General features: G+C 53.5%; 20 protein-coding genes. 13 read left to right on the forward strand and 7 right to left on the reverse strand.

Going from position 1 to position 19,316, the window contains the following annotated elements; translation table 11 throughout:
• Window positions 1-478 precede the first annotated feature (478 nt).
• From ACYQ3S_RS00005 to ACYQ3S_RS00015, 3 genes are all read left to right on the forward strand, one after another.
• Window positions 479-916 carry an RNA polymerase sigma factor gene (locus ACYQ3S_RS00005; RefSeq protein WP_459686746.1) on the forward strand — a complete coding sequence of 146 codons (438 nt, stop codon included), beginning with the start codon at window positions 479-481 and terminating at the stop codon, window positions 914-916.
• On the forward strand, window positions 906-1,109 hold the full coding sequence (locus ACYQ3S_RS00010; protein WP_459686747.1) for a helix-turn-helix domain-containing protein: 204 nt from the start codon (window positions 906-908) through the stop codon (window positions 1,107-1,109). The genes ACYQ3S_RS00005 and ACYQ3S_RS00010 overlap by 11 nt, the downstream gene beginning before the upstream one ends.
• A gap of 592 nt (window positions 1,110-1,701) precedes the next feature.
• Window positions 1,702-3,129 (forward strand): hypothetical protein, encoded by a 1,428-nt coding sequence (locus tag ACYQ3S_RS00015; RefSeq protein ID WP_459686748.1) that lies wholly within the window; start codon window positions 1,702-1,704, stop codon window positions 3,127-3,129.
• 139 nt (window positions 3,130-3,268) lie between these two features.
• Here the strand turns inward: ACYQ3S_RS00015 and ACYQ3S_RS00020 are convergent, their stop codons facing one another.
• From ACYQ3S_RS00020 to rpmB, 4 genes are all read right to left on the reverse strand, one after another.
• Entirely contained in the window at window positions 3,269-5,422 is a 2,154-nt protein-coding gene (locus ACYQ3S_RS00020) for a Tex family protein (RefSeq protein ID WP_459686749.1), read from the reverse strand.
• A gap of 103 nt (window positions 5,423-5,525) precedes the next feature.
• On the reverse strand, window positions 5,526-5,855 hold the full coding sequence (locus ACYQ3S_RS00025; RefSeq protein ID WP_459686750.1) for a branched-chain amino acid transporter permease: 330 nt from the start codon (window positions 5,853-5,855) through the stop codon (window positions 5,526-5,528).
• Window positions 5,852-6,541 (reverse strand): AzlC family ABC transporter permease, encoded by a 690-nt coding sequence (locus ACYQ3S_RS00030; protein ID WP_459686751.1) that lies wholly within the window; start codon window positions 6,539-6,541, stop codon window positions 5,852-5,854. The genes ACYQ3S_RS00025 and ACYQ3S_RS00030 overlap by 4 nt, the downstream gene beginning before the upstream one ends.
• 103 nt (window positions 6,542-6,644) lie before the next feature.
• Window positions 6,645-6,833 (reverse strand): 50S ribosomal protein L28, encoded by a 189-nt coding sequence (gene rpmB, locus ACYQ3S_RS00035; RefSeq protein ID WP_078096872.1) that lies wholly within the window; start codon window positions 6,831-6,833, stop codon window positions 6,645-6,647.
• A 201-nt stretch (window positions 6,834-7,034) separates the two neighbouring features.
• Here rpmB and hprK point away from each other — a divergent pair, with 201 nt between their 5' ends.
• The 6 genes from hprK (at window position 7,035) to ACYQ3S_RS00065 (ending at window position 12,258) form a co-directional block, all read left to right on the forward strand.
• Complete coding sequence (gene hprK / locus ACYQ3S_RS00040) at window positions 7,035-7,967, forward strand: HPr(Ser) kinase/phosphatase (protein WP_459686752.1); 933 nt, start codon at window positions 7,035-7,037, stop codon at window positions 7,965-7,967.
• A 150-nt stretch (window positions 7,968-8,117) separates the two neighbouring features.
• A complete protein-coding gene (locus ACYQ3S_RS00045) occupies window positions 8,118-8,840 on the forward strand; it encodes a phosphatase (RefSeq protein ID WP_459686753.1) in 723 nt (240 codons plus the stop codon).
• 15 nt (window positions 8,841-8,855) lie between these two features.
• Entirely contained in the window at window positions 8,856-9,776 is a 921-nt protein-coding gene (locus ACYQ3S_RS00050) for an ROK family protein (protein ID WP_459686754.1), read from the forward strand.
• Between the two features lie 144 nt (window positions 9,777-9,920).
• On the forward strand, window positions 9,921-11,483 hold the full coding sequence (locus ACYQ3S_RS00055) for an N-acetylmuramoyl-L-alanine amidase (protein WP_459686755.1): 1,563 nt from the start codon (window positions 9,921-9,923) through the stop codon (window positions 11,481-11,483).
• Window positions 11,484-11,502: 19 nt separating this feature from the next.
• Complete coding sequence (locus ACYQ3S_RS00060; RefSeq protein ID WP_459686756.1) at window positions 11,503-11,907, forward strand: C-GCAxxG-C-C family protein; 405 nt, start codon at window positions 11,503-11,505, stop codon at window positions 11,905-11,907.
• A gap of 129 nt (window positions 11,908-12,036) precedes the next feature.
• Window positions 12,037-12,258: a DUF6514 family protein gene (locus ACYQ3S_RS00065; RefSeq protein ID WP_459686757.1), complete on the forward strand. Its 222-nt coding sequence runs from the start codon at window positions 12,037-12,039 to the stop codon at window positions 12,256-12,258.
• 37 nt (window positions 12,259-12,295) lie between these two features.
• Here ACYQ3S_RS00065 and ACYQ3S_RS00070 read toward each other — a convergent pair whose 3' ends face one another.
• The 3 genes from ACYQ3S_RS00070 to ACYQ3S_RS00080 all read right to left on the reverse strand — a co-directional run bounded on the left by ACYQ3S_RS00070 (window position 12,296) and on the right by ACYQ3S_RS00080 (window position 13,906).
• Window positions 12,296-12,862: a chromate transporter gene (locus ACYQ3S_RS00070; RefSeq protein WP_459686758.1), complete on the reverse strand. Its 567-nt coding sequence runs from the start codon at window positions 12,860-12,862 to the stop codon at window positions 12,296-12,298.
• Complete coding sequence (locus tag ACYQ3S_RS00075) at window positions 12,859-13,401, reverse strand: chromate transporter (protein WP_459686759.1); 543 nt, start codon at window positions 13,399-13,401, stop codon at window positions 12,859-12,861. Before ACYQ3S_RS00075 ends, ACYQ3S_RS00070 begins: the two co-directional genes overlap by 4 nt.
• A 136-nt stretch (window positions 13,402-13,537) precedes the next feature.
• On the reverse strand, window positions 13,538-13,906 hold the full coding sequence (locus tag ACYQ3S_RS00080) for a VOC family protein (RefSeq protein ID WP_459686760.1): 369 nt from the start codon (window positions 13,904-13,906) through the stop codon (window positions 13,538-13,540).
• 143 nt (window positions 13,907-14,049) lie between these two features.
• Here ACYQ3S_RS00080 and ACYQ3S_RS00085 point away from each other — a divergent pair, with 143 nt between their 5' ends.
• The 4 genes from ACYQ3S_RS00085 (at window position 14,050) to tilS (ending at window position 19,312) form a co-directional block, all read left to right on the forward strand.
• Window positions 14,050-16,038, forward strand: a complete 1,989-nt coding sequence (locus tag ACYQ3S_RS00085) for a DHH family phosphoesterase (RefSeq protein WP_459686761.1) — start codon at window positions 14,050-14,052, stop codon at window positions 16,036-16,038.
• 43 nt (window positions 16,039-16,081) lie between these two features.
• Window positions 16,082-16,528 carry a 50S ribosomal protein L9 gene (gene rplI / locus ACYQ3S_RS00090; protein ID WP_459686762.1) on the forward strand — a complete coding sequence of 149 codons (447 nt, stop codon included), beginning with the start codon at window positions 16,082-16,084 and terminating at the stop codon, window positions 16,526-16,528.
• A 69-nt stretch (window positions 16,529-16,597) separates the two neighbouring features.
• Window positions 16,598-17,971, forward strand: a complete 1,374-nt coding sequence (dnaB, locus tag ACYQ3S_RS00095) for a replicative DNA helicase (RefSeq protein ID WP_459686763.1) — start codon at window positions 16,598-16,600, stop codon at window positions 17,969-17,971.
• 3 nt (window positions 17,972-17,974) lie between these two features.
• Window positions 17,975-19,312: a tRNA lysidine(34) synthetase TilS gene (tilS, locus tag ACYQ3S_RS00100; protein ID WP_459686764.1), complete on the forward strand. Its 1,338-nt coding sequence runs from the start codon at window positions 17,975-17,977 to the stop codon at window positions 19,310-19,312.
• The last annotated feature ends 4 nt before the right edge of the window (window positions 19,313-19,316 follow it).

The raw sequence follows: 19,316 nt of genomic DNA on the forward strand, positions 1-19,316 counted from the left end.
GCCTATAAGAAAACGGTTTACCCAAGAAACGATTGATTTTCTGCTTAAAATAAAGTGGTGGAATTGGTCAGAAGAACGTATCAGACAGCATATAACCGATATACAGTCAGGAAATATTGAACATTTACGTTAAAGTGCCGCACGACGGCAAAAGAAAAAAAGCCGTCGTACAGCATAATTCCTCATGCACAAAAATCTTTCATGGACGGCTTTGAAATATGGAGCCGCCCATTTCTATTATATCAGCAAAAATGTCCATGGCGGTATTAAGGAGGTATCGCCATGATTCTATCGGTTAATAGGCAATTATTAAAAAAATCCCGTTTTATACAACAGAGTATTCCGCCCAAGAGTATGAACTGTCTGCTCATTTAGTATGTCATAATAACTCATGTTCTTCAAACGCTCATGCGGTCTTATTCTGCGTGGGCGTTTGTTGTAATAGCCCCCTACTGGGAAGAAAGGGGGTGATGAGAAAATGAGATATTCTGAACAATTCATGGAGCATATCGAATACGCTTTTGCCGCCTTTTGCAGAATCGTTCTCCGTAATGCCGCGCTCAACGCATACCGTGATTTTAGGCAAAAGAAGAAACGGGAAGTATCGCTCGACTATCTGATGTCCAAAACGTCTTTTGAACCATTTACAACGGATAATTATTTTGAGCAGTACAAGCCGACAACCTTTGTTGTGAAAGGTCAAAAAGTTACTGTTGTTAGCGAGCGATTAGCCGACGCATTATCCAAATTGTCGGAACAGCGTCGTACTGTCCTGTTGATGTATTTCTTTCTGGGCTATACTGATACAGAAGTCGGGAAAGAGTACGGACGGAGCAGAAGCACAGCTAACTACTGGAAATTATCGGCTTTAAAGAATTTAAGAAAGGAACTGGAGAAAACGAACTATGAGGAATAAGAAGCATATCCCCTTTGAAGTCATTGAAAAAGCGGTTGCTGGGGAGCCGAAAGCGATAGACGCAGTATTACGGCATTACACCGGATACATCAAATATCTGTCTACTTATCAAGGACATATCAACGACGATATTCAAGACCGTCTGAAAGCACAGCTTATCAAAGCTATCCTGCAATTTCGTTTTGACAGGTAGGGAGTAGCAGAGCCAGAAAAAGCCGTCAAGGATAAAATGCACGCTTGCACGTCCTTGACGGCTTTCCCTGTCTTTGCTGTTGGGCGGCTAAGAGAGCGCAATCGGATAAACCGCTTACGCGCTCTACGAATTATGGATTTTCTGAATGGATAATTATTTCTGCATTGTCGCTTCTTTTCGCTTCCGTTCCGGTAGCTTATGATGAAAGTAAGAATTGGGAGAACGGAATGGAATGGGTAATTGATTTAATCCGTAATTATTTAATCTTTACTTTATATATCTTTATTTAATTGCGTTGGATTTTCCGACGTCGGATAATCCGATGTCGGAAAATCCAATATCGGGTAATCCAATGCCGGAAGTCGTAAGTATGCATAGATTTTGCTTCGTGTAAATAGCTACATGAATTGCCATAGTAATGTTACGCAATAGAGGGCAAAATAGCCTTGATTTAAGAGGCTTACAGACATGAAAATGCCCAGAGTAATAGATTTATACCTTTTTCCTCAAAAATGAGGTTCTACTGCGTAACATTAATATATTATTTTCAAAAAATTTCTGATATAATGAAAATATGTAAAGGAGGGAGAAGATGCTTTTTTCTGAATACTATAAAATTAATTGTATTGGAGATGAAGAATGGTTCGATCCAATTCTACACCAAGATACACGGTTATTTATTGATCCATTTGCAGTATTTAAATCAAACGACGATTTGTTCAAAGATAGTTACTCTGAAATGATGTACTTCTTTCAACAGGCATTTGAACTGATAGCCAATTCTGGAGGTATGAAAAATCATTTAAGCTATAAAAAAGCGGAAAGCATGCTGATGTTTCCAGAAGTGAACGCTATTTGTTTGGGATATTCTAAACAACGACAAGGAGCAGGCACCGGACCAGAGTGGGCTAAAACTTTAACTGCAAATATTAGTGCTATTATTTCAAAAGGTATAACTCATATATCTCATTTTGAAGAGTTGGGAATATTTTGCGAAGGTATTGGACCAGACCGCTTAAGTGATATGACTGCAAATTTATTGAAACAGCGGTTAGTTACATATACACAGAGAATATGTAACTTGCATGGAATACCAATGAAAAAGAAAAGGTTGCAAAATGCAACATTTGACTATGAGTATAAAAGATGGTGTAGTGCTGAATGTTTATTACCAACTAACCCGTACAAAAATGACTCCCCCGTTTTATTAGTTCCGAAATCATTTTTAAATGTTCTTCCTGAAATTAATACTGATGACTTTGCAGACACGATTGATTTAGCAGAACGTTTAAGAAATGATTTGAATTATGAAGTAGATAAAAATCTTGATAAAGAAAAGATAGCACAAATTGCAATCGAAAATTATGATTTAGTAAAGGAATATATTGATATAGTTGAAAAACGAAATCCAAATTCGTTTGGAGAACTGATGAAAACCACACTGCGATATGTTTGGTATGAATTATCAAAAGATATTGCGACAAACAATAGATTTTCTTTTGGAGAAGTGACAAACGACGATAGCTTCTTTCAAAAAATCAAAGAATTTGTCGGTTATTTCAAGGATTTTGTTGAACTACGTTCTGGATATAAATTATTGTGGAATGACACAAGAACGACTCCTCGAAGCGAAGAAGATGTTCAGTTACTTTTTAAAGGGATTCTTGATGAGCATTGTCGTGCCAATAATATTGACTTTACGCGCGAAGTTAATCAAGGTATGGGGCCAGTAGATTTTCGTTTTAGTTGTGGATATAGCAATAGAGTCTTATTAGAAGCTAAATTAGCAAAAAATACTCGTTTTTGGAATGGGCTAAAAAAACAACTTCCACAATATATGAAAATTGATTCATGCCGCAAGGGCATATTTCTTGTAATTGTATATTCGGACAAAGATTTAAAAAGAATAAATGAAATACAAACTATAAAAAATGAAACAGCACTTTTCCACAAAGTTGATTTAGAAGTAGTTATTGTTGATGCGCGAGTCGAGGATAAAGAATCCGCATCCAAAAGCTAATAACAAAATGAAAACCTCATGTACAAAATATCATCGTACATGAGGTTTTCATTTCGCTCCCTGTTTGTCAGCCGTTAAGTTAGTTTGTTTTCAAAACTTCCTTATCGGCGTTCATCTAAAGCTGTACCCCGTTTTCCGTTTATTTTGCCTGCTTCATGGAAAGGGCGATGCGGTGGCTTTTGGGATCAGCCGACAGGACGACCACATCCACAATATCACCGACGGTGACCGCTTCGGAGGGGTGCTTGATATAGCGGCTGCAGATCTGCGAGATATGCACCAAACCGTCCTGATGGACGCCGATATCCACGAACGCGCCGAAATCCGCTACATTGCGCACCGTTCCTTTGAGCTTCATACCAGGCTTCAGGTCCTTGAAATCGAGGACGTCCGAGCGGAGCAGCGGCGGCGGCAGTTCATCGCGCGGATCGCGCCCGGGCTTCTGAAGCTCGGAAATAATATCCATCAGGGTCGGCACGCCGACCCCGCAGCGCTGCGCGGCATCGGTCCGGCCCAGTTTTTCCACGCGGGAGGTAAGCTCTCCCAGCCTGCCGGAAGCAGCGTCCTGAACGGAGTATCCGCACAGGGTAAGCAGCGTTTCAGCCGCGGCGTAGGATTCAGGATGGACCGCGGTCCGGTCGAGCAGGTTGTCGCTTTCGGGTACGCGCAGAAAGCCCGCACATTGCTCATAAGCCTTGGGGCCAAGCCCTTTTACCTTCAATAGCTGCTTACGGCTGTCAAAACGGCCGTGTTCCTCACGATAGGCGGTAATATTTTTCGCCACGGTACCGGAAACGCCGGCAACGCGCGACAGCAAAGCGGAAGAAGCGGTGTTGAGATCCACGCCGACAGCGTTGACGCAGTCCTCAACCACGCCATCCAGCGCCTCGGACAAGCGAGCCTGCGGCATATCGTGCTGGTATTGCCCGACACCGATCGCTTTGGGGTCGATTTTGACCAGCTCGGCCAGCGGGTCCTGCAGACGGCGGGCAATCGATACGGCGGAACGCAGGTTGACGTCATAATCCGGAAACTCCTCGGCCGCAAGCCTGCTCGCGGAATAAACCGAGGCGCCGGCTTCGGAGACGACCATGTACTCGATGCCGCCGCCGTATTCCCGAATAAAGTCAGCGATCAATAGCTCGCTTTCCTTGGAGGCTGTGCCGTTGCCGATCGCAATGCAGGTAACATGGTGCGCGCCGCACAAACGGCGCAGCGTGTTTTTCGCTTCGGCCACTTTTTGATAGGGCGGCGTGGGGTATATGACAGCGGTATCCAGCACCTTGCCGGTGCCATCCACCACGGCGAGCTTGCAGCCGTTCCGGTAGCCGGGGTCGAAACCGAGCGTCACACGATTTTTCACAGGCGGCTGCATAAGCAGGGGGCGCAGGTTGAGCGCGAAAGTATGGATCGCTTGTTCGTTTGCCGCATCGGTCAGTTCGCTGCGCAGCTCGCGCTCCAGAGAGGGGAACAGCAGCCGTTTCCAGCTATCCTCACAAGTGGCGCGCAGCATGGCGCAGAACGGGTTTTTGGGATGCAGGACGGCGCGGTTCAGTTCGACCAGCGCCTGGCTGTCGTCCACGGTCAGGGCCACCTTGAGCTTGCCCTCCTTTTCTCCGCGGTTGATTGCAAGGACACGGTGGCTTTGCAGCCGGTTGACCGGCTCGGAAAATTCGTGATACATCGTATAGACGGTGTCCTCCGCGTCGGTTCCGGCGGTTTGCATCACACCGGTCCGGCGGATCAGGCGGCGCAGGCGGCCGCGAATATCCGCGTCGTCCGAGATATCCTCCGCAATGATGTCCGAGGCGCCGGACAAGGCTTCCGCGGCGTTTTCGATGCCTTTGGCCGGATCGACGAAAGGCGCGGCAAGCGCGTCCGGCTCAGGGGACGGCGTGCGCGCGGCAAGAAGCTGTGCAGCCAAAGGCTCCAGACCCTTTTCGCGGGCGACAGAGGCGCGGGTGCGGCGCTTGGGGCGGTAGGGGCGGTAGAGGTCGTCGAGCGCGGCCAGGGTCTGCGCCTCTGCGATTGCGTGGTCGAGCGTCTCGGTCAGCTTGCCCTGCGATTCGATCGATGCGCGGATTTCCGCACGCTTTTCATCCAGGCTGCGCAGATAGCCGAGCCGATCGGCAAGCGTGCGGATCGTCTGGTCGTCCATCGCGCCGTGCAGCTCTTTCCGGTAGCGGGCGATAAAGGGGACGGTATTCCCCTCGTCAAGCAGTTTGACGACATTGGAAACGTATGATTCCGGCTGCCGCAGCTCATGCGCCAGCATATTGATAATAGTCTGCATAAAATAACTCCTTTTTCAGCTTGCTTTATTGTACCACAAAATTCTTGGTCGGGAAATAAAAAACCGCATTGGAAAACCAATGCGGTCAGGGATAGGCAGGACGTCAGACAAATACACCCTGTACCAAAAACATGTACAGAACAGTGCCGACGCCGATCGATAACAGGTTGTTCCGCTTCCAGACATGCAGCAACGCAACGACAGCGATACAAAGCAGCTCCGGCGCGCCGTGCGGCGCGGCAAGCCAGTCCACGCTTTTGACGCAATAGATGACCAGCAGAGCGATCACAGCGGGCGGGAGCGTCTCGCCGAGGTAGCGCACAATCCGGGGGATGGGCTTTTTTCCATTAAAAAGCAGGAACGGCGCGACGCGTGTTGCAAAGGTGCAGAGCGCGGCGACGGCAATCATGGCAAACGCTTTTTGCGGGGTCATTCCGACACCTCCCCAGCAAGCTTCCCGCGCAGCGCGACCAGCATGACGCAGATGGCCAGCATGGCGGGCAGGATAAAGTTATCCGGACCGAGCAAGGCAAGCGATACGGCAGCCGCGCCGAGTCCGAGAAAGGCGGGGATATGGCATTTGCTGCTTTTCCACTGCTCGACAAAAATCACAGTAAAGAGCGCGGTCATCGCGAAATCAATGCCTGTGGTATCGAACGGCAGCACGCCGCCGACAATTGCGCCGATGACTGAGCCGATGATCCAGTAGCTTTGGTCAAGCACGGAGATTAAAAAGCGCATCGCGGCAGGGTCGACACCGTCCGGCGTTTTCAGCGAACAGAGCAGGGAATAGGTTTCGTCGGTCAGAGAAAAGATCATGTACCACTTGGCGCGCCCCATCTGGTGGAAGGTTTCGAGAAAAGAAAGACCGTAAAAGATATGGCGGCAGTTGAGCAGAAGCGTCATCACCGCGACGGTGACAAGGGACGCGTTGGCCGCAAGGAGCGAAACCAGAAGATATTGTCCGGAACCGGCGTAGATCGTCAGGCTGGACAGAAACGCCCAGGGAGCGATAAAACCGGCATCGCGCAGCATCACGCCGAATGCGAAACCGATAAAAAGATAGCCGCACAGCACGGGGATTGTGACCGTAAACGCGGGGCGGAACGCCTTTTTCATGGGAATCACCTACTGTTAAGGGATACTGGGGAAAGGGATATGCAATAGAAAAGCGCCCTGCAAGCAGAGCGCCTCAACATGCTTTCAACGTATCGCGCGGAAATCAGATCGCGCGGGTTACCTTGCCGGAGCGGAGGCACCGAGTACATACGTTGATATGGCGGGGAGTACCATCGACCAGAGCCTTCACACGACGAACATTCGGCTTCCAAGTTCTGTTGGAACGACGATGAGAGTGAGAGACCTGAATACCAAAGGTCACGCCCTTGCCGCAAATATCGCACTTTGCCATTTTCCTGCACCTCCTTCTCTTGTGCATTGCGTAACGGATATTATAATACCATAATGCCTGTAAAAATGCAAGCGGTTTTTTCATAAAAAGTCCTATTTTTCAAGTTTTGCCGCGGAAGAGCGGGAAAGCGTTGAAAAAGGTGGAAAATCAGGGTATAATACAAGCATCAACATACCTGCCGCTGCGGAGGGGAGTATTTTTATGCAATTAAAAGAATTTGGCGTCAGCTTGGGCGATCTGATACAGGAATTTGATTTTGAGGTCGTCTACGGACCGGAGGGCTTCGAGAAAATTGAGATCACAAAGGATGATGTCAACCGCCCGGGACTGCAGCTGGCCGGTTTTTTTGATTATTTCGATCCCAATCGGATTCAGATTGTGGGCAAGGTGGAATCAAGCTATGTGGAGCAGATGACGCCGGAAGCGCGGCTGGCATGCTTTGAACGGCTGTTTTCCACCGGCATTCCGGTATTGATTGTCTCGCGGAATATCGATGTGTTCCCCGAGTGCCGGGCGGCGGCGGAAAAATATAAGGTGCCGATCCTGCGCACCAACGAATTTACCTCGACGATTATGAGCGCGGTGATCGCTTCCCTTAAGGTCAACCTCGCGCCGCGGGTGACGCTGCACGGCGTTCTGATCGAAATTTACGGCGAGGGCGTGCTGCTGCTGGGCGATTCCGGCGTCGGTAAATCCGAGACTGCAATCGAGCTGGTCAAGCGCGGCCACCGGCTGATCGCGGACGACGCGGTTGAAATCAAGCGCGTGTCAGACAAGACGCTGGTCGGTACGGCGCCCGAGGTCATCCGGCATTTTATCGAGCTGCGCGGCATCGGCATTGTCGATGTGCGCCGAATCTTTGGCATCGGCGCGATCAAGATGACCGAAAAGGTGGAGCTGGTCATCAACCTGGAGCCGTGGGAGGATGGAAAGCAGTACGACCGCCTGGGCCTGGATGGACAGACGACCAGCATTCTGGATATTGCGGTTCCGTCGCTGACGATTCCGGTCAAGCCTGGCCGCAACCTTGCGGTCATCATCGAGGTCGCCGCCATGAACGACCGCCAAAAGAAGATGGGCTTTAACGCGGCGCGCGAGCTGCAGGAGCGCATGCTCAAGCAGTACGGAAACTGATGCGCAGAGGTACGGCCGGCCGCCTCGCAGCGCCATGACTCGCCCGCGCGCCGGACGTTTTTGAAAACAGGCGTCAAACGCCTGTTTTCTGTTTGGATAGACCCTTTACGCGAAATGGATTTCACCACAAAAAAGGAGCATTTGTTTTCCATGCACATCGTAGCAGACCTGCATACCCACACGATCGCCAGTACGCACGCGTATTCCACGGTATATGAGATGGTTCGCGGCGCAAAAGCAAAGGGGCTGATCGCGATCGGCATTACCGACCACGGTCCGGATATGAAAGACGGGCCGCATGAGTGGCATTTTTCCAACCTGAATATTATTCCGCGAGAGATAGACGGCGTGGCCGTGATTCGGGGAATAGAATTCAATATCTGTCCCGGCGGGGCGCTGGACCGGATGAATGAAAAAAGCCTGAAGCCTGTGGAGTTTGCGCTGGCCTCTTTCCATGACTGCTGCTTTGCCCCCTCCACGCGGGCGGCGCACACAGAGGCGCTTGAAGCGGTGCTGCATGATAAACGGGTGCAGGCGTTTGGGCATCCGGGGAACCCCAAATTTGATTTTGATATGGAGCATATCATTTCACAGTGCAACCAGTACGGCAAGCTGGTGGAGATCAACAGCAATTCCTTTGCCATCCGGAAAGGAAGCAGGGAGAACTGTACGGAGATTGCGCGCCTGTGCAAAAAATATCAGGTGCCGATCGTTGTGGACAGTGATTCGCATATTGAATATACAGTCGGCTGTGTGGACAATGCGTTGGAGATGCTGGAAGAGATCGGGTTTCCGGAAGAACTGGTGGTCAACAGCAGCAGGGAGCGTCTGGACGAATATTTTCGTGGACGCGGCCTGACGTTGTTCGGATGAAAAGGAGGAAACAGGATGCGGATCGGTATTGATTTAGGTGGAACAACGGTAAAAGCGGCGCTTTGTCGGGAGGATGGCGCGCTGCTGCATAAAATGAGCGCGCCCACCCGTGTGGGGGATGCGGACGGTCTGCGCGCGGATATGAAAGCGCTCGCGCTCGCGCTGTGCGAAAAAGAGGCAATAACGCCGGAGCAGGTACAGAGCATAGGTATCGGCGTACCCGGCTCGTTCGACAAGGAAACCTGCACGCTGCGGTTCGGAACCAATTTGGATATGAACGACGTGTGCTTCGCGCAAGCGTTCCAGCCGGAATTCCAGTGCGCGGTTCAACTGGACAACGACGCAAACTGCGCGGCGCTGGGAGAAGCGATTGCGGGCGCGGCAAAAGATACCGGCAACATGCTGATGATTACCCTGGGAACCGGCGTCGGCGGCGGGATTGTGGTAGACGGAAAGCTTTATACCGGCTGCAACGGCATCGCGGGAGAATTGGGACACATCGTGATACGGCAGGGCGGCGAGCCGTGCAACTGTGGACGAAAGGGCTGCCTGGAGGCCTATACCTCCGCTTCGGCGTTTGTCCGTTTTGCGGAGCGTGCCTTGGAGGCGGGAAGAAAGAGCGTTCTGGAAGTAAATCGGGGAGCGCTGAACGCCAAGATGATATGTGACGCCGTAGACGCGGGCGACACCCTGGCGCGGGAGCTGTTTGAGGAATACTGCGTCAACCTCTCCTGCGGGCTGGCGAACCTGGTCAATATTTTTCAGCCGGAGTGCATTGTTATCGGGGGCGGACTTGCGGGCTATGGGGAGAAGCTGATCGAACCGCTGCGCCGCTTAACAGAAGCGGAAACCTTCCAGGGCGCGTCATGCAATACAAAGATCATTGCGGCCGCGTTGGGAAATGACGCGGGGCTGATTGGCGCGGCGATGCTTTAACGCAAAGCTGTAACATAAAACGGCGCATTTGTAATATTACAAATGCGCCGTTTTACCCTTCAAAGCATTGAAATTCGGGCTTTTTCGTGATAAAATACGTTCCGTATTATGAGAAAACCAGCTTGTTCAGCCCGGAGGTCTATCATGCGTTTGAAACGAATGATTGCCCTGCTGTGCGCATCGCTGTATCTTTTAACTGGCACAGCCGCAGCGGGTGAAATAACAAAAGAAGAAACCGAACAGCAAATCGTTCTGCAAGCCGGCGGACCGGCGGCAGAGGAGGACCGCGCTGTTTCGCAAAATGCGGCCCTGCAAATGCCATCCGCACGCGCGGCGCTCAAGACGGTACCATCGGCGCACAAGGTCACGGTCAATGGGCAGGCCGTCAGCCCGCAGGCCTATAACATTGACGGATATAACTATTTTAAGCTGCGGGATATTGCGTTCCTGCTCAGCGGCACCACGGCGTCGTTTGATGTGCAGTGGAATGGGGAGAAAAATGCGATCGATTTGATATCCGGCGCGGCCTACACCGCGGTGGGCGGGGAGATGAGCGTTGCATCCTCCTCTACGCTCCGTGTGCAGGAATCGACCGCCAAGCTGCTGCTGGATGGCAGCGGCGTATCCATCAAGGGCTATAATATCAACGGGAACAACTATTATAAGATAGCGGACGTATCGACTGCAATGGGGTTTACTGCGGCATTTGAAAGCGCGACGCAGACGGTGCAGATCAAAACGCCGGCCGCACCCGATCCGGAGCCGCAGCCGGAGCCTGATCCGGAAGGGCCGCAGGAGCCGGAGCCGGAGCCAGAACCTGCGGAACCGGAAGAGCCTTTTGTAACAGGGGTCTATCAGGTCAAGGTCAGCGACTACCTTTCGGTACGGACGGGTCCAGGGCTTACTTATGCCGCGGTCGGCAAGCTGATGAACGGTACAGAAATCGTCGTGGATTCGATAACGGATAATTGGGCGCATATCATGGTTGGAGACGACGGGAGCGACCGCTATTGCAGTGCGGACTATCTTGTACGGGTGAAGGACTACGATACGTCCGAGGGAGAGCCGGAGCCGGATATCAAGCCGGTGCGGCCGGAGCGCACCTCGAATATTGATGGAAAAATGACCGTGATCGTTGACCCCGGCCATGGCGGCAGCGATGTTGGCGCACATAACGAGGACGGATCTCTGGATGAAAAGCATATCAACCTGTATGTTTCACAATATCTGGAAGAATACCTGGAGGAAGCGGGCGTTCGGGTGATCATGGTGCGCGATACGCTGGAGGAGGGGAGCTCGCTCTCCCTGCGCGGTCAGATCATGGAGGAATATGTGGACACGGTGGACCTGTTTTTCAGTGTCCATCATAATGCGGCCAATACGACGGCGCGCGGTGCGGAAGCGCTGGCGCAGATCGTGGATAAGGATGGAGGGCCGACCAAGATTCTGGCGGAGGCGCTGCTGGAGGAATATGAGAAGCTGGGCATCCCGATCCGGCAGGTCGTATTCCGAGAAGGAAGCAACGGGGATTATTATTATACGAATCGCGTGGCGTCCGCGCTGGGTATTCCTGCCCTGACCAGTGAGTTTTGCTTTATCGATAACGAGGAGGACCAGAAGTTTATCGATAGCGAGGAGGATTGGCAGGCGGAAGCGCTGGCGCAGTTCCATGCGATCATGCGCTATTTCGAACAGGTTGAATATTAACGGACAGGAGAGATTGAACGTGACAGAAAGAGAAGAGCGGGCGCAGCGCCTGCATGACAGCGGCTATAACTGCGCGCAGGCGGTTGTGTGCGCTTATTGCGACCGGTTTGGGCTGGATGAAAACACGGCGTTCAAAATGGCCGAGGGCTTCGGCCTGGGCATGGGGCTTATGGAGGTCTGCGGCGCGCTGACCGGCGCGTTCATGCTGGCGGGCTGCAAGCAGAGCAAGGGCTGCAGTCACCCGGGTGAAACAAAGGCGCAGACCTATAAGCTGACAAAAGCGTTGGCGGCTGCGTTTGAGGAGAAGAACGGCACCTACCTTTGCAGAGAGCTAAAAGGCGTGACGGATGGAACGGTAAGGCGGTCCTGCCCAGGGTGCATTAGTGATGCTTGCCAACTTATCGAAGAATATTTGTTGAAATAGCCGATTGCCGCAGATGTCAACCCATCTGCGGCAACTTTTTTTGCTATCGTTCGCCCGCTTTCGACAGACGGCACCTGTACAGGGGCGTAAAATGAGGGGTATGAATTGCGAACAAAGGGGGCGATAGCTGTGGTTCGCTATATTGTTACTGAACAAGCCCGTGCTGAACGGACGCAGTATGGTATAGCCGCCATGACGGAGCGGAAGCGCGTGGATCAAATTGACGATGTTGCGCTGACGCTCGAAGAAACCATGCGGCTGGTTTCGTTGTTGCAGGATAATGGCGTGGCACCGGAACATTTTCGAGATGTTGTGGAAGATTATCTTTCGGGTTTGATGATGGTCGAATAAAAAACGGCGGAAACGATAGGGTTTCCGCCATTTTTTATTAAAACTGAAAGAGGATGCCCCCGATGGCCCCTGCAAAAATGAATAAAATGGGATGGAGCCTGGGGAGTTTCCATATACACAGCGATAGCGCCAGGAAAAAGGCGATTGCAGGAAAATTGAATACCGCAAGCAGGTTGCCGACGCCCTTCCAAAGCTCGGTATGAAAAAGCGAGGCCGCAAATACCTCCAGCATAGCGCCGAAAATCAATCCGGCGGAGGCGGGACGCAGGCCGTAAAAGCCATCCCTGACGAGCGCGGAATCGCGAAACCTGGTCAGGGCGCGCGAGATCAGGATGATAATGACCACGGAAGGGAAAACGAGCGAGCAGGTCGCAACGACAGAGCCAAGCACCCCCGCGGCATGGAAACCGGCGTAGGTCGCGGTATTGATGCCGATCGGCCCGGGCGTTGATTCGGAAACCGCGATCATGTCCAACAGGTCGTTTGGCGTAAACCAGGGATATTTGAGCGAAATGGCCTTGAGAAAGGGCAGCGTTGCCAGACCGCCGCCGACCGAGAAAAGGCCGGTTTTGAAAAATTCCCAGATCAGCTGTAAATAGATCATGCGCGCCGCCTCCGGATGAAACCGATCGCAACGCCTGCCGCACCGGCCAGAAGCACCATCACTACGGGGGAAACCCCGAAAAATGCAACGGCGGCAAATGTGATAAGCAGGATCAAGGTGGTAGGCAGGTCAACAACGCCTTTCCTCGCCATTTTTAAAACCGACTGCAGCACAAGCGCGCAGACCGCGATGCGGATGCCGGAAAAAGCGTGCTGCACCACGGCAAGATGCGCAAATTGCTGGATGCAGGCGGCAATGATAACAATGATTACCAGAGACGGCGCGACCATGCCGGCCGTAGCGCAGATCGCGCCAGGCACGCCGTGGGTCTTATAGCCGACAAAGGTGGAGGTATTGACCGCGATTACACCGGGCGTACATTGGCCGATGGCATAATAATCCATCAGCTCGTCCTCGGTCGCCCAGCCGCGGTTTTCAACGATCTCCCGCTGGAGCAGGGGCAGCATGGCATAGCCGCCGCCAAACGTGCATACACCGATGCGGGCAAAGGTGAGAAACAGGTCAAGATAAGGGTTCAAAAACAGCCAGCTCCTTTCCGTATGCGATATCAGTATATCATATTTTGATGGGCATGGATGGAAAATATCCGTAAAATTGCGAATGGGGACAAAAAAGGCTGCCAGAATCTGTGCTGGCAGCCTGCGGATCGGTAAATCAACGGGAGGGGATGACCTCGAGCCAGTATCCATCCGGATCGGAGATAAAATATATGCCCATCGCAGGGTTTTCAAAGCAGATGCAGCCCATCTGCTCATGCTTGTGATGAGCGGCTGCAAAGTCGTCCACATGGAACGCAAGATGAAATTCGTTATCGCCAAGGTTATAGGCATGGTCCCAATCCCGCAGCCAGGTCAGCTCCAGCTGGTGAGCGCTTTTGCCATCGCTCAGATAGACGATGATAAAGCTCCCGTCGTCAGGGCTGATGCGGCGGACCTCGGACAGGCCGAGCGCCTCCTGATAGAATGCGAGCGACCGGTCCAGATCACGCACATTGAAATTATTGTGTGCAAACGTGAATTGCATGAAGGTTTCCTCCTTTTCGGGTATGGGAATACTTTACCACGTTTTGCCGCAAAACACAATCGGCATAGACGATTTTTGTTTACATTACGGCCGTGCGATGATATAATTAGCATGCGTATTTGCGTCCGAAAGGGGGACGGGAATTGAAAAAGAAATTTCAAAAAGCGCTGCAGCCCGGGCAAACATGGTTTTACCTGCTGTTTTTGCTGTTTGCGGCGGGCGGATTATATTTTTCGTTGTGGTATGGCGCTGCGGGCATAGCGGTCTGCGTCGTACTCCGGCTTGCCTCGCTGCGCCAGGAATCCGAGCGAAAACGTCAGGTGCAGGACCTGATGGAGAATATTGAGGTCAGCGGCGGCGAAATAAAGCCCGCGGTAACCCACTCTCCGCTGCCGACGGTTGTTGCGCTCGCAACGACCGGCGAGATCATTTGGGCAAACGAAGCGTTTGCGGAAATCAGCGGCCAGTTCAGCGGCGCCCGCCATATGCGCATGACCGAGCTCGCGCCAACGTTTGAAACACGGTGGCTGATCGAGGGGAAGGAGGAATTCCCGGGCGAGCTTCGCATGGGGCGTCGGGCGTACCATGTATTCGGCAGTATGATCCCGAGCGGCGCCGGACAGATGATGATGCTCTATTTCATCGATTGTACGGAATACGTCCGGCTGCGGGACGCGGCGGAAACGCGCCATCCGGCGCTTGCCATCATCGCGATCGACAATTACGAAGAATTGATGAAGAACGCAACGGACTCGGAAAAATCCGCGATCCTTGCGGATATTGACCGCCGCCTGTCCGAATGGACGCGCAACAGCAGCGCGGTTCTGCGGAAATACGACCGCGATAAATACATTTTTATCATCGAAAACGCGGAGCTTGACAAGCTTGCGGCGCGGAAATTCGCCGTGCTGCAGGAGGTGCGCGATATCCGCAACCACGAGGGCGTCCTCGCCACACTGTCGATCGGTATCGGCAGAGACGGGGAAACGCTTGCGGAAAGCTATCAGTACGCTGGGCTGGCAATCGACATGGCGCTGTCACGCGGCGGTGACCAGGCGGTCATTAAAAACCGGTACACCTTTGAGTTTTACGGCGGCCTGAGCGAGGAAGTGGAAAAGCGCACCAAGGTCAAAAGCCGCGTTGTGGCAAACGCATTGAGTCAGCTCATCCGAGACTCCTCGCAAGTGCTGGTCATGGGCCATAAGAACAGCGATATGGATGCGATCGGAGCGGCGGCGGGCATGGTATGCGCGGCGCGCGTCAAGGGCAAGCCCGTGCATATCGTCGTGGACCAGCAGCACACCATGGCGTCGGATCTGATCGAACGACTCGAGTCCCTGCCCGAATACAAGGACGTTTTTATCAGCGCAGAGGACGCCATGATCATGTGCGATTTTAATACGCTTCTGATCGTGGTGGATGTGAACCGTCCCGGCTATGTGGAAAGCGAAGCGCTGCTCCAGTCGATCAATAAAGTGGCGGTCATTGACCATCACCGCCGCGCTGCGGATTATATAGAGAACGCGGTCGTTTCGCTGCATGAGCCGTACGCTTCCTCCGCATCCGAGCTGGTCAGCGAGCTGCTGCAATATCTGGTGCCGAACAACGATATCCTTACCAGCGAGGCGGAGGCGATGCTCGCGGGCATCTATCTGGATACCAAGGGTTATTCGACCCGCACCGGCGTGCGCACGTTCGAGGCCGCGGCCTATCTGCGCCGCGCGGGCGCGGAGGTGAGCGATGTCAAGCGCCTGTTTCAGTCAAGCTTTGACCAGTATATGGAGCGGCAGAAAATCATCTCTTCCGCACGCAATTGCGGGCAAGGCGTGATTTTCGCTCTCACAGATCAGGAGATCGACCGCATTGCGGCCGCACAGGCGGCAGACGAGCTTTTGTCGATCATTGGGACAAGAGCCAGCGTTGTCGCGTTCCGCAGCGGGGCGGATATGGCGGTTTCCGCCCGTGCCTCCGGACAGGTCAATGTACAATTGCTGATGGAGCGTCTTGGCGGCGGCGGCAACCATTCCGCCGCGGGGGCGCAGTTGAAGAATACGACGCCGGAGGAGGCGGACCGTATGATTACCGAGGCGATCCGTGGCTACTTTGCCGATCAGGAAAGCGAAGCGCAGTAAACAAAAAATGTAACCGTATCCCGTTGAAAAGGAGAAAGATATCATGAAAGTAATTCTTACAGCAGACGTAAAAGGAAAAGGAAAGAAAGGCGACCTGCTCGAGGTCAGCGAGGGCTATGGCCGCAATTTCCTGCTGCCGCGCGGCCTGGCTGAGCTGGCCACCGCGGATAATCTGAACGTAAAGAAAGCACAGGACGAGGCGCATGCCCGCAAGGTGGCGCTGGAACAGCAGGCCGCGCGGGAAGCGGCGGAAAAGCTGAAGGTCAGTCCGGTTAAGGTGCCGGCGAAAGGCGGGGCGGGCGGACGTCTGTTCGGCGCGGTGACCTCGAAAGAAATCGCGGAGGAGCTGAATAAGCAGTACGGCCTGAATGTGCCGAAGCAGAAAATTGTGCTGGAGGAGCCGATCAAGACCTTTGGCGTCCATCGGGTGAAGGCCAAGCTGTATCAGGATATCGCGGGAGAAATTCTGGTGCAGGTCGTAGAAGCATAAGCCAGCAAAGGACAGGCAGGGCGGAAAGCAGCCGCCCTGGCGAAGCGGTATTTTTATGGGAAAGGCGGTGTGCAGCTTTTGGATGAGCTTTTGATGCGGCAGGTGCCGCAGGATCTGACTGCGGAGCAGTCTTTGCTGGGCGCCATGCTTGTCGATCCAAACTGCATCCCCGAAGTGATCGAGCAGGTGCGCGCGGATGATTTCTATGCGGATGAGAACAAACGCATTTTTGAAACCATCTATTCCATGTTCAACGGCGCGCAGAAGATCGATCCGGTCACCGTGCTGGATATGCTGACCCGTCTCGGCTATTACGATGAGGCGGGGGGCAGGGCGTATCTCTTTCAGTTGATGGAGGTAACGCCCGGAACGCGCAACGTTTCGGAATATGTGCGCATTGTGCGCGACAAGAGCCTGCTGCGGCAGCTTGCCGACGCGGGCGCCGAAATTCAGCAGTATGCGCTGGAAGCGCATGGAGAAGCGTCCAGCATCGCGGAGCTGGCGGAGCAGCGCATCTATAGCATCCGTCAGGGACGGGAGATCAAAGGCCTGTCCAAGCTGAGCGAGGTCATCGCGGACCTGTATACGGAACTCGATGAGCGTGCCAGGTCGGACAGCGATATCCCAGGCATGTCAACCGGATTTCACGCGCTGGACACGGCGTTGACAGGTCTCAACAAATCCGACCTGATACTGATTGCGGCGCGTCCCGGCATGGGTAAGACCGCGTTTGCGCTCAACATTGCGCTCAACGCGGCAAAGGCGAGTGTAAAAGGCAAGCCGAAGGGATATAAAAAAGGGACGGGCGTATGCGTGTTCCAGTTGGAAATGGGCAAGGAGCAGCTTGCGAGCCGTTTTTTGTCCAGCGAAGCGTTGATCGAGTCGCAAAAGCTCAAGACCGGCAACCTGGATGGGGACGATTGGGTCAAGATCGCCCGCGCGTCCGGCGTGCTGGCTGGCCTTAACATCTATGTGGACGACAATCCGGCGATCACCGTGGCCGAAATCAAAGCGAAATGCCGGCGGCTGGGGGACGAACTGGGCCTTATCGTGATCGACTACCTGCAGCTGATGCACGCAGGCGGCCGGCATTCGGATAACCGCGTGCAGGAGGTCGCAGAGATCTCGCGTTCCCTCAAAATCATGGCGAAAGAACTCAATGTGCCGGTTGTCTGTCTGTCCCAGTTGTCACGCGCGTCCGAACAGCGCGCGGATAAGCGGCCGATGCTGTCCGACCTGCGCGAATCCGGTGCGATCGAGCAGGACGCGGATATCGTCATGTTCATTTATCGCGACGATTATTATGATGACGAATCGGAACAGAAGAATATAGCGGAAATTATCATTGCCAAAAACCGACACGGCGCCACCAACACGGTGGAGCTGCAATGGGTCGGTCAATATACAACGTTTTCCAATCCGGACAGAATCCACGGGGAGTAGGCCATGCTGGAAACCGTAAAACACACGATTGCGGCGTACCGGATGCTGACACCCGGCGAGCCTGTCCTGGTGGCGCTTTCCGGCGGCGCGGATTCCACAGCCCTTCTGCGGGCGCTGCTGCTTCTGGGATACCCTGTGCGGGCGTTCCATCTGAATCATTGCCTGCGCGGAGCGGAAGCGGAACGGGATGAAGCGTTCTGCCGGTCGCTGTGCGCGCGCCTGCAGGTGCCGCTGACCGTTTCGCGCGCGGATATCCGCGCGGAGTCCGTCCGGCGCGGGGAAAGCATTGAAACAGCGGCGCGGCATATCCGGTATGAGCGGCTTTTCGCTGCTGCGGGAGCGGATAGGATCGCGACCGCCCATACGGCGGACGACGCAGCGGAAACCGTGCTGTTTCATTTGGCACGGGGTACCGGACCGGAGGGGCTGACGGGGATACCGCCGGTACGCGGCCAGCTTGTGCGGCCGCTGATTGAAGCAACAAGAGCGGATGTGGAAGCCTTTTTGCGGCAGTTAGGGCAGGATTATGTGACCGACAGCACAAATGCGGATGACCGGTATACGCGCAACCGCATCCGGCATGCGGTAATGCCGGTGCTTCGGGAGATTAATCCGGCCTTTCTGGATGCGGTAACGCGTCTGAGCGGGCTTCTGCGGCAGGACAACGCGTATCTGGACGGGGAAGCGGAACGCCTTCTGTGCGCGGCGCGGCGCGCCTCTGGCAAATGGCAGGTTGACACGCTCCGGTCGGCGCATCCGGCGCTGCGGTCGCGGGCGGTAAAAATGCTTATGGAGCGCTCGGACATGCCGATGCGGGATATTGCCGCATCGCATATTCAGGCGCTGGAACGCCTGCTGGAAACAGACGCTCCATCCGCGGCGCTCAGCCTGCCGCATGGGTTTACGGCGCGGCGGGAATATGATACAGTATATATAACAGCTGCAGCCGCATCGGCGCTCCGGCGGGAACCGGTTTTGCTTACCGTTCCGTTTGACCGGCAGGTTTGGGACGGCACGCTGCATTTGTCGGTTCGCCGTTTAGAAAAAAAGCAATCTTTTTACAAATCATTCAATACTTTTCTCGTGGATTGTGGTACAATATGTTTTGATACGTTCTGTGTCCGCGCCCGCATGCCGGGGGACAGGCTGCGTCTATCGGAAAAGGGCGGCAGCCGTACGCTGAAAAAGCTGATGATCGACCGGAAAATCCCGCGCCTGCAAAGAGATGAATTAGCGGTTCTGGCGGATAAAAACGGCGTGATCGCGGTGCAGAATTTGGGGATGGATATTTCGCGTGCTCCCAAAGGGGGCGCGCTGATAGAAATAAAGATAGAGGGGTAACTGA

It is taken from the genome of Agathobaculum sp. TL06, from assembly GCF_054658635.1.

Excerpts from the sequence above, each read along its gene's own strand:
- ACYQ3S_RS00005 (WP_459686746.1), top strand. The coding sequence starts at position 479 with ATGAGATATTCTGAACAATTCATGGAGCATATCGAATACGCTTTTGCC.
- ACYQ3S_RS00010 (WP_459686747.1), top strand. The coding sequence starts at position 906 with ATGAGGAATAAGAAGCATATCCCCTTTGAAGTCATTGAAAAAGCGGTT.
- ACYQ3S_RS00015 (WP_459686748.1), top strand. The coding sequence starts at position 1,702 with ATGCTTTTTTCTGAATACTATAAAATTAATTGTATTGGAGATGAAGAA.
- ACYQ3S_RS00020 (WP_459686749.1), bottom strand. The coding sequence starts at position 5,422 with ATGCAGACTATTATCAATATGCTGGCGCATGAGCTGCGGCAGCCGGAA.
- ACYQ3S_RS00025 (WP_459686750.1), bottom strand. The coding sequence starts at position 5,855 with ATGACCCCGCAAAAAGCGTTTGCCATGATTGCCGTCGCCGCGCTCTGC.
- ACYQ3S_RS00030 (WP_459686751.1), bottom strand. The coding sequence starts at position 6,541 with ATGAAAAAGGCGTTCCGCCCCGCGTTTACGGTCACAATCCCCGTGCTG.
- rpmB (WP_078096872.1), bottom strand. The coding sequence starts at position 6,833 with ATGGCAAAGTGCGATATTTGCGGCAAGGGCGTGACCTTTGGTATTCAG.
- hprK (WP_459686752.1), top strand. The coding sequence starts at position 7,035 with ATGCAATTAAAAGAATTTGGCGTCAGCTTGGGCGATCTGATACAGGAA.
- ACYQ3S_RS00045 (WP_459686753.1), top strand. The coding sequence starts at position 8,118 with ATGCACATCGTAGCAGACCTGCATACCCACACGATCGCCAGTACGCAC.
- ACYQ3S_RS00050 (WP_459686754.1), top strand. The coding sequence starts at position 8,856 with ATGCGGATCGGTATTGATTTAGGTGGAACAACGGTAAAAGCGGCGCTT.
- ACYQ3S_RS00055 (WP_459686755.1), top strand. The coding sequence starts at position 9,921 with ATGCGTTTGAAACGAATGATTGCCCTGCTGTGCGCATCGCTGTATCTT.
- ACYQ3S_RS00070 (WP_459686758.1), bottom strand. The coding sequence starts at position 12,862 with ATGATCTATTTACAGCTGATCTGGGAATTTTTCAAAACCGGCCTTTTC.
- ACYQ3S_RS00080 (WP_459686760.1), bottom strand. The coding sequence starts at position 13,906 with ATGCAATTCACGTTTGCACACAATAATTTCAATGTGCGTGATCTGGAC.
- rplI (WP_459686762.1), top strand. The coding sequence starts at position 16,082 with ATGAAAGTAATTCTTACAGCAGACGTAAAAGGAAAAGGAAAGAAAGGC.
- tilS (WP_459686764.1), top strand. The coding sequence starts at position 17,975 with ATGCTGGAAACCGTAAAACACACGATTGCGGCGTACCGGATGCTGACA.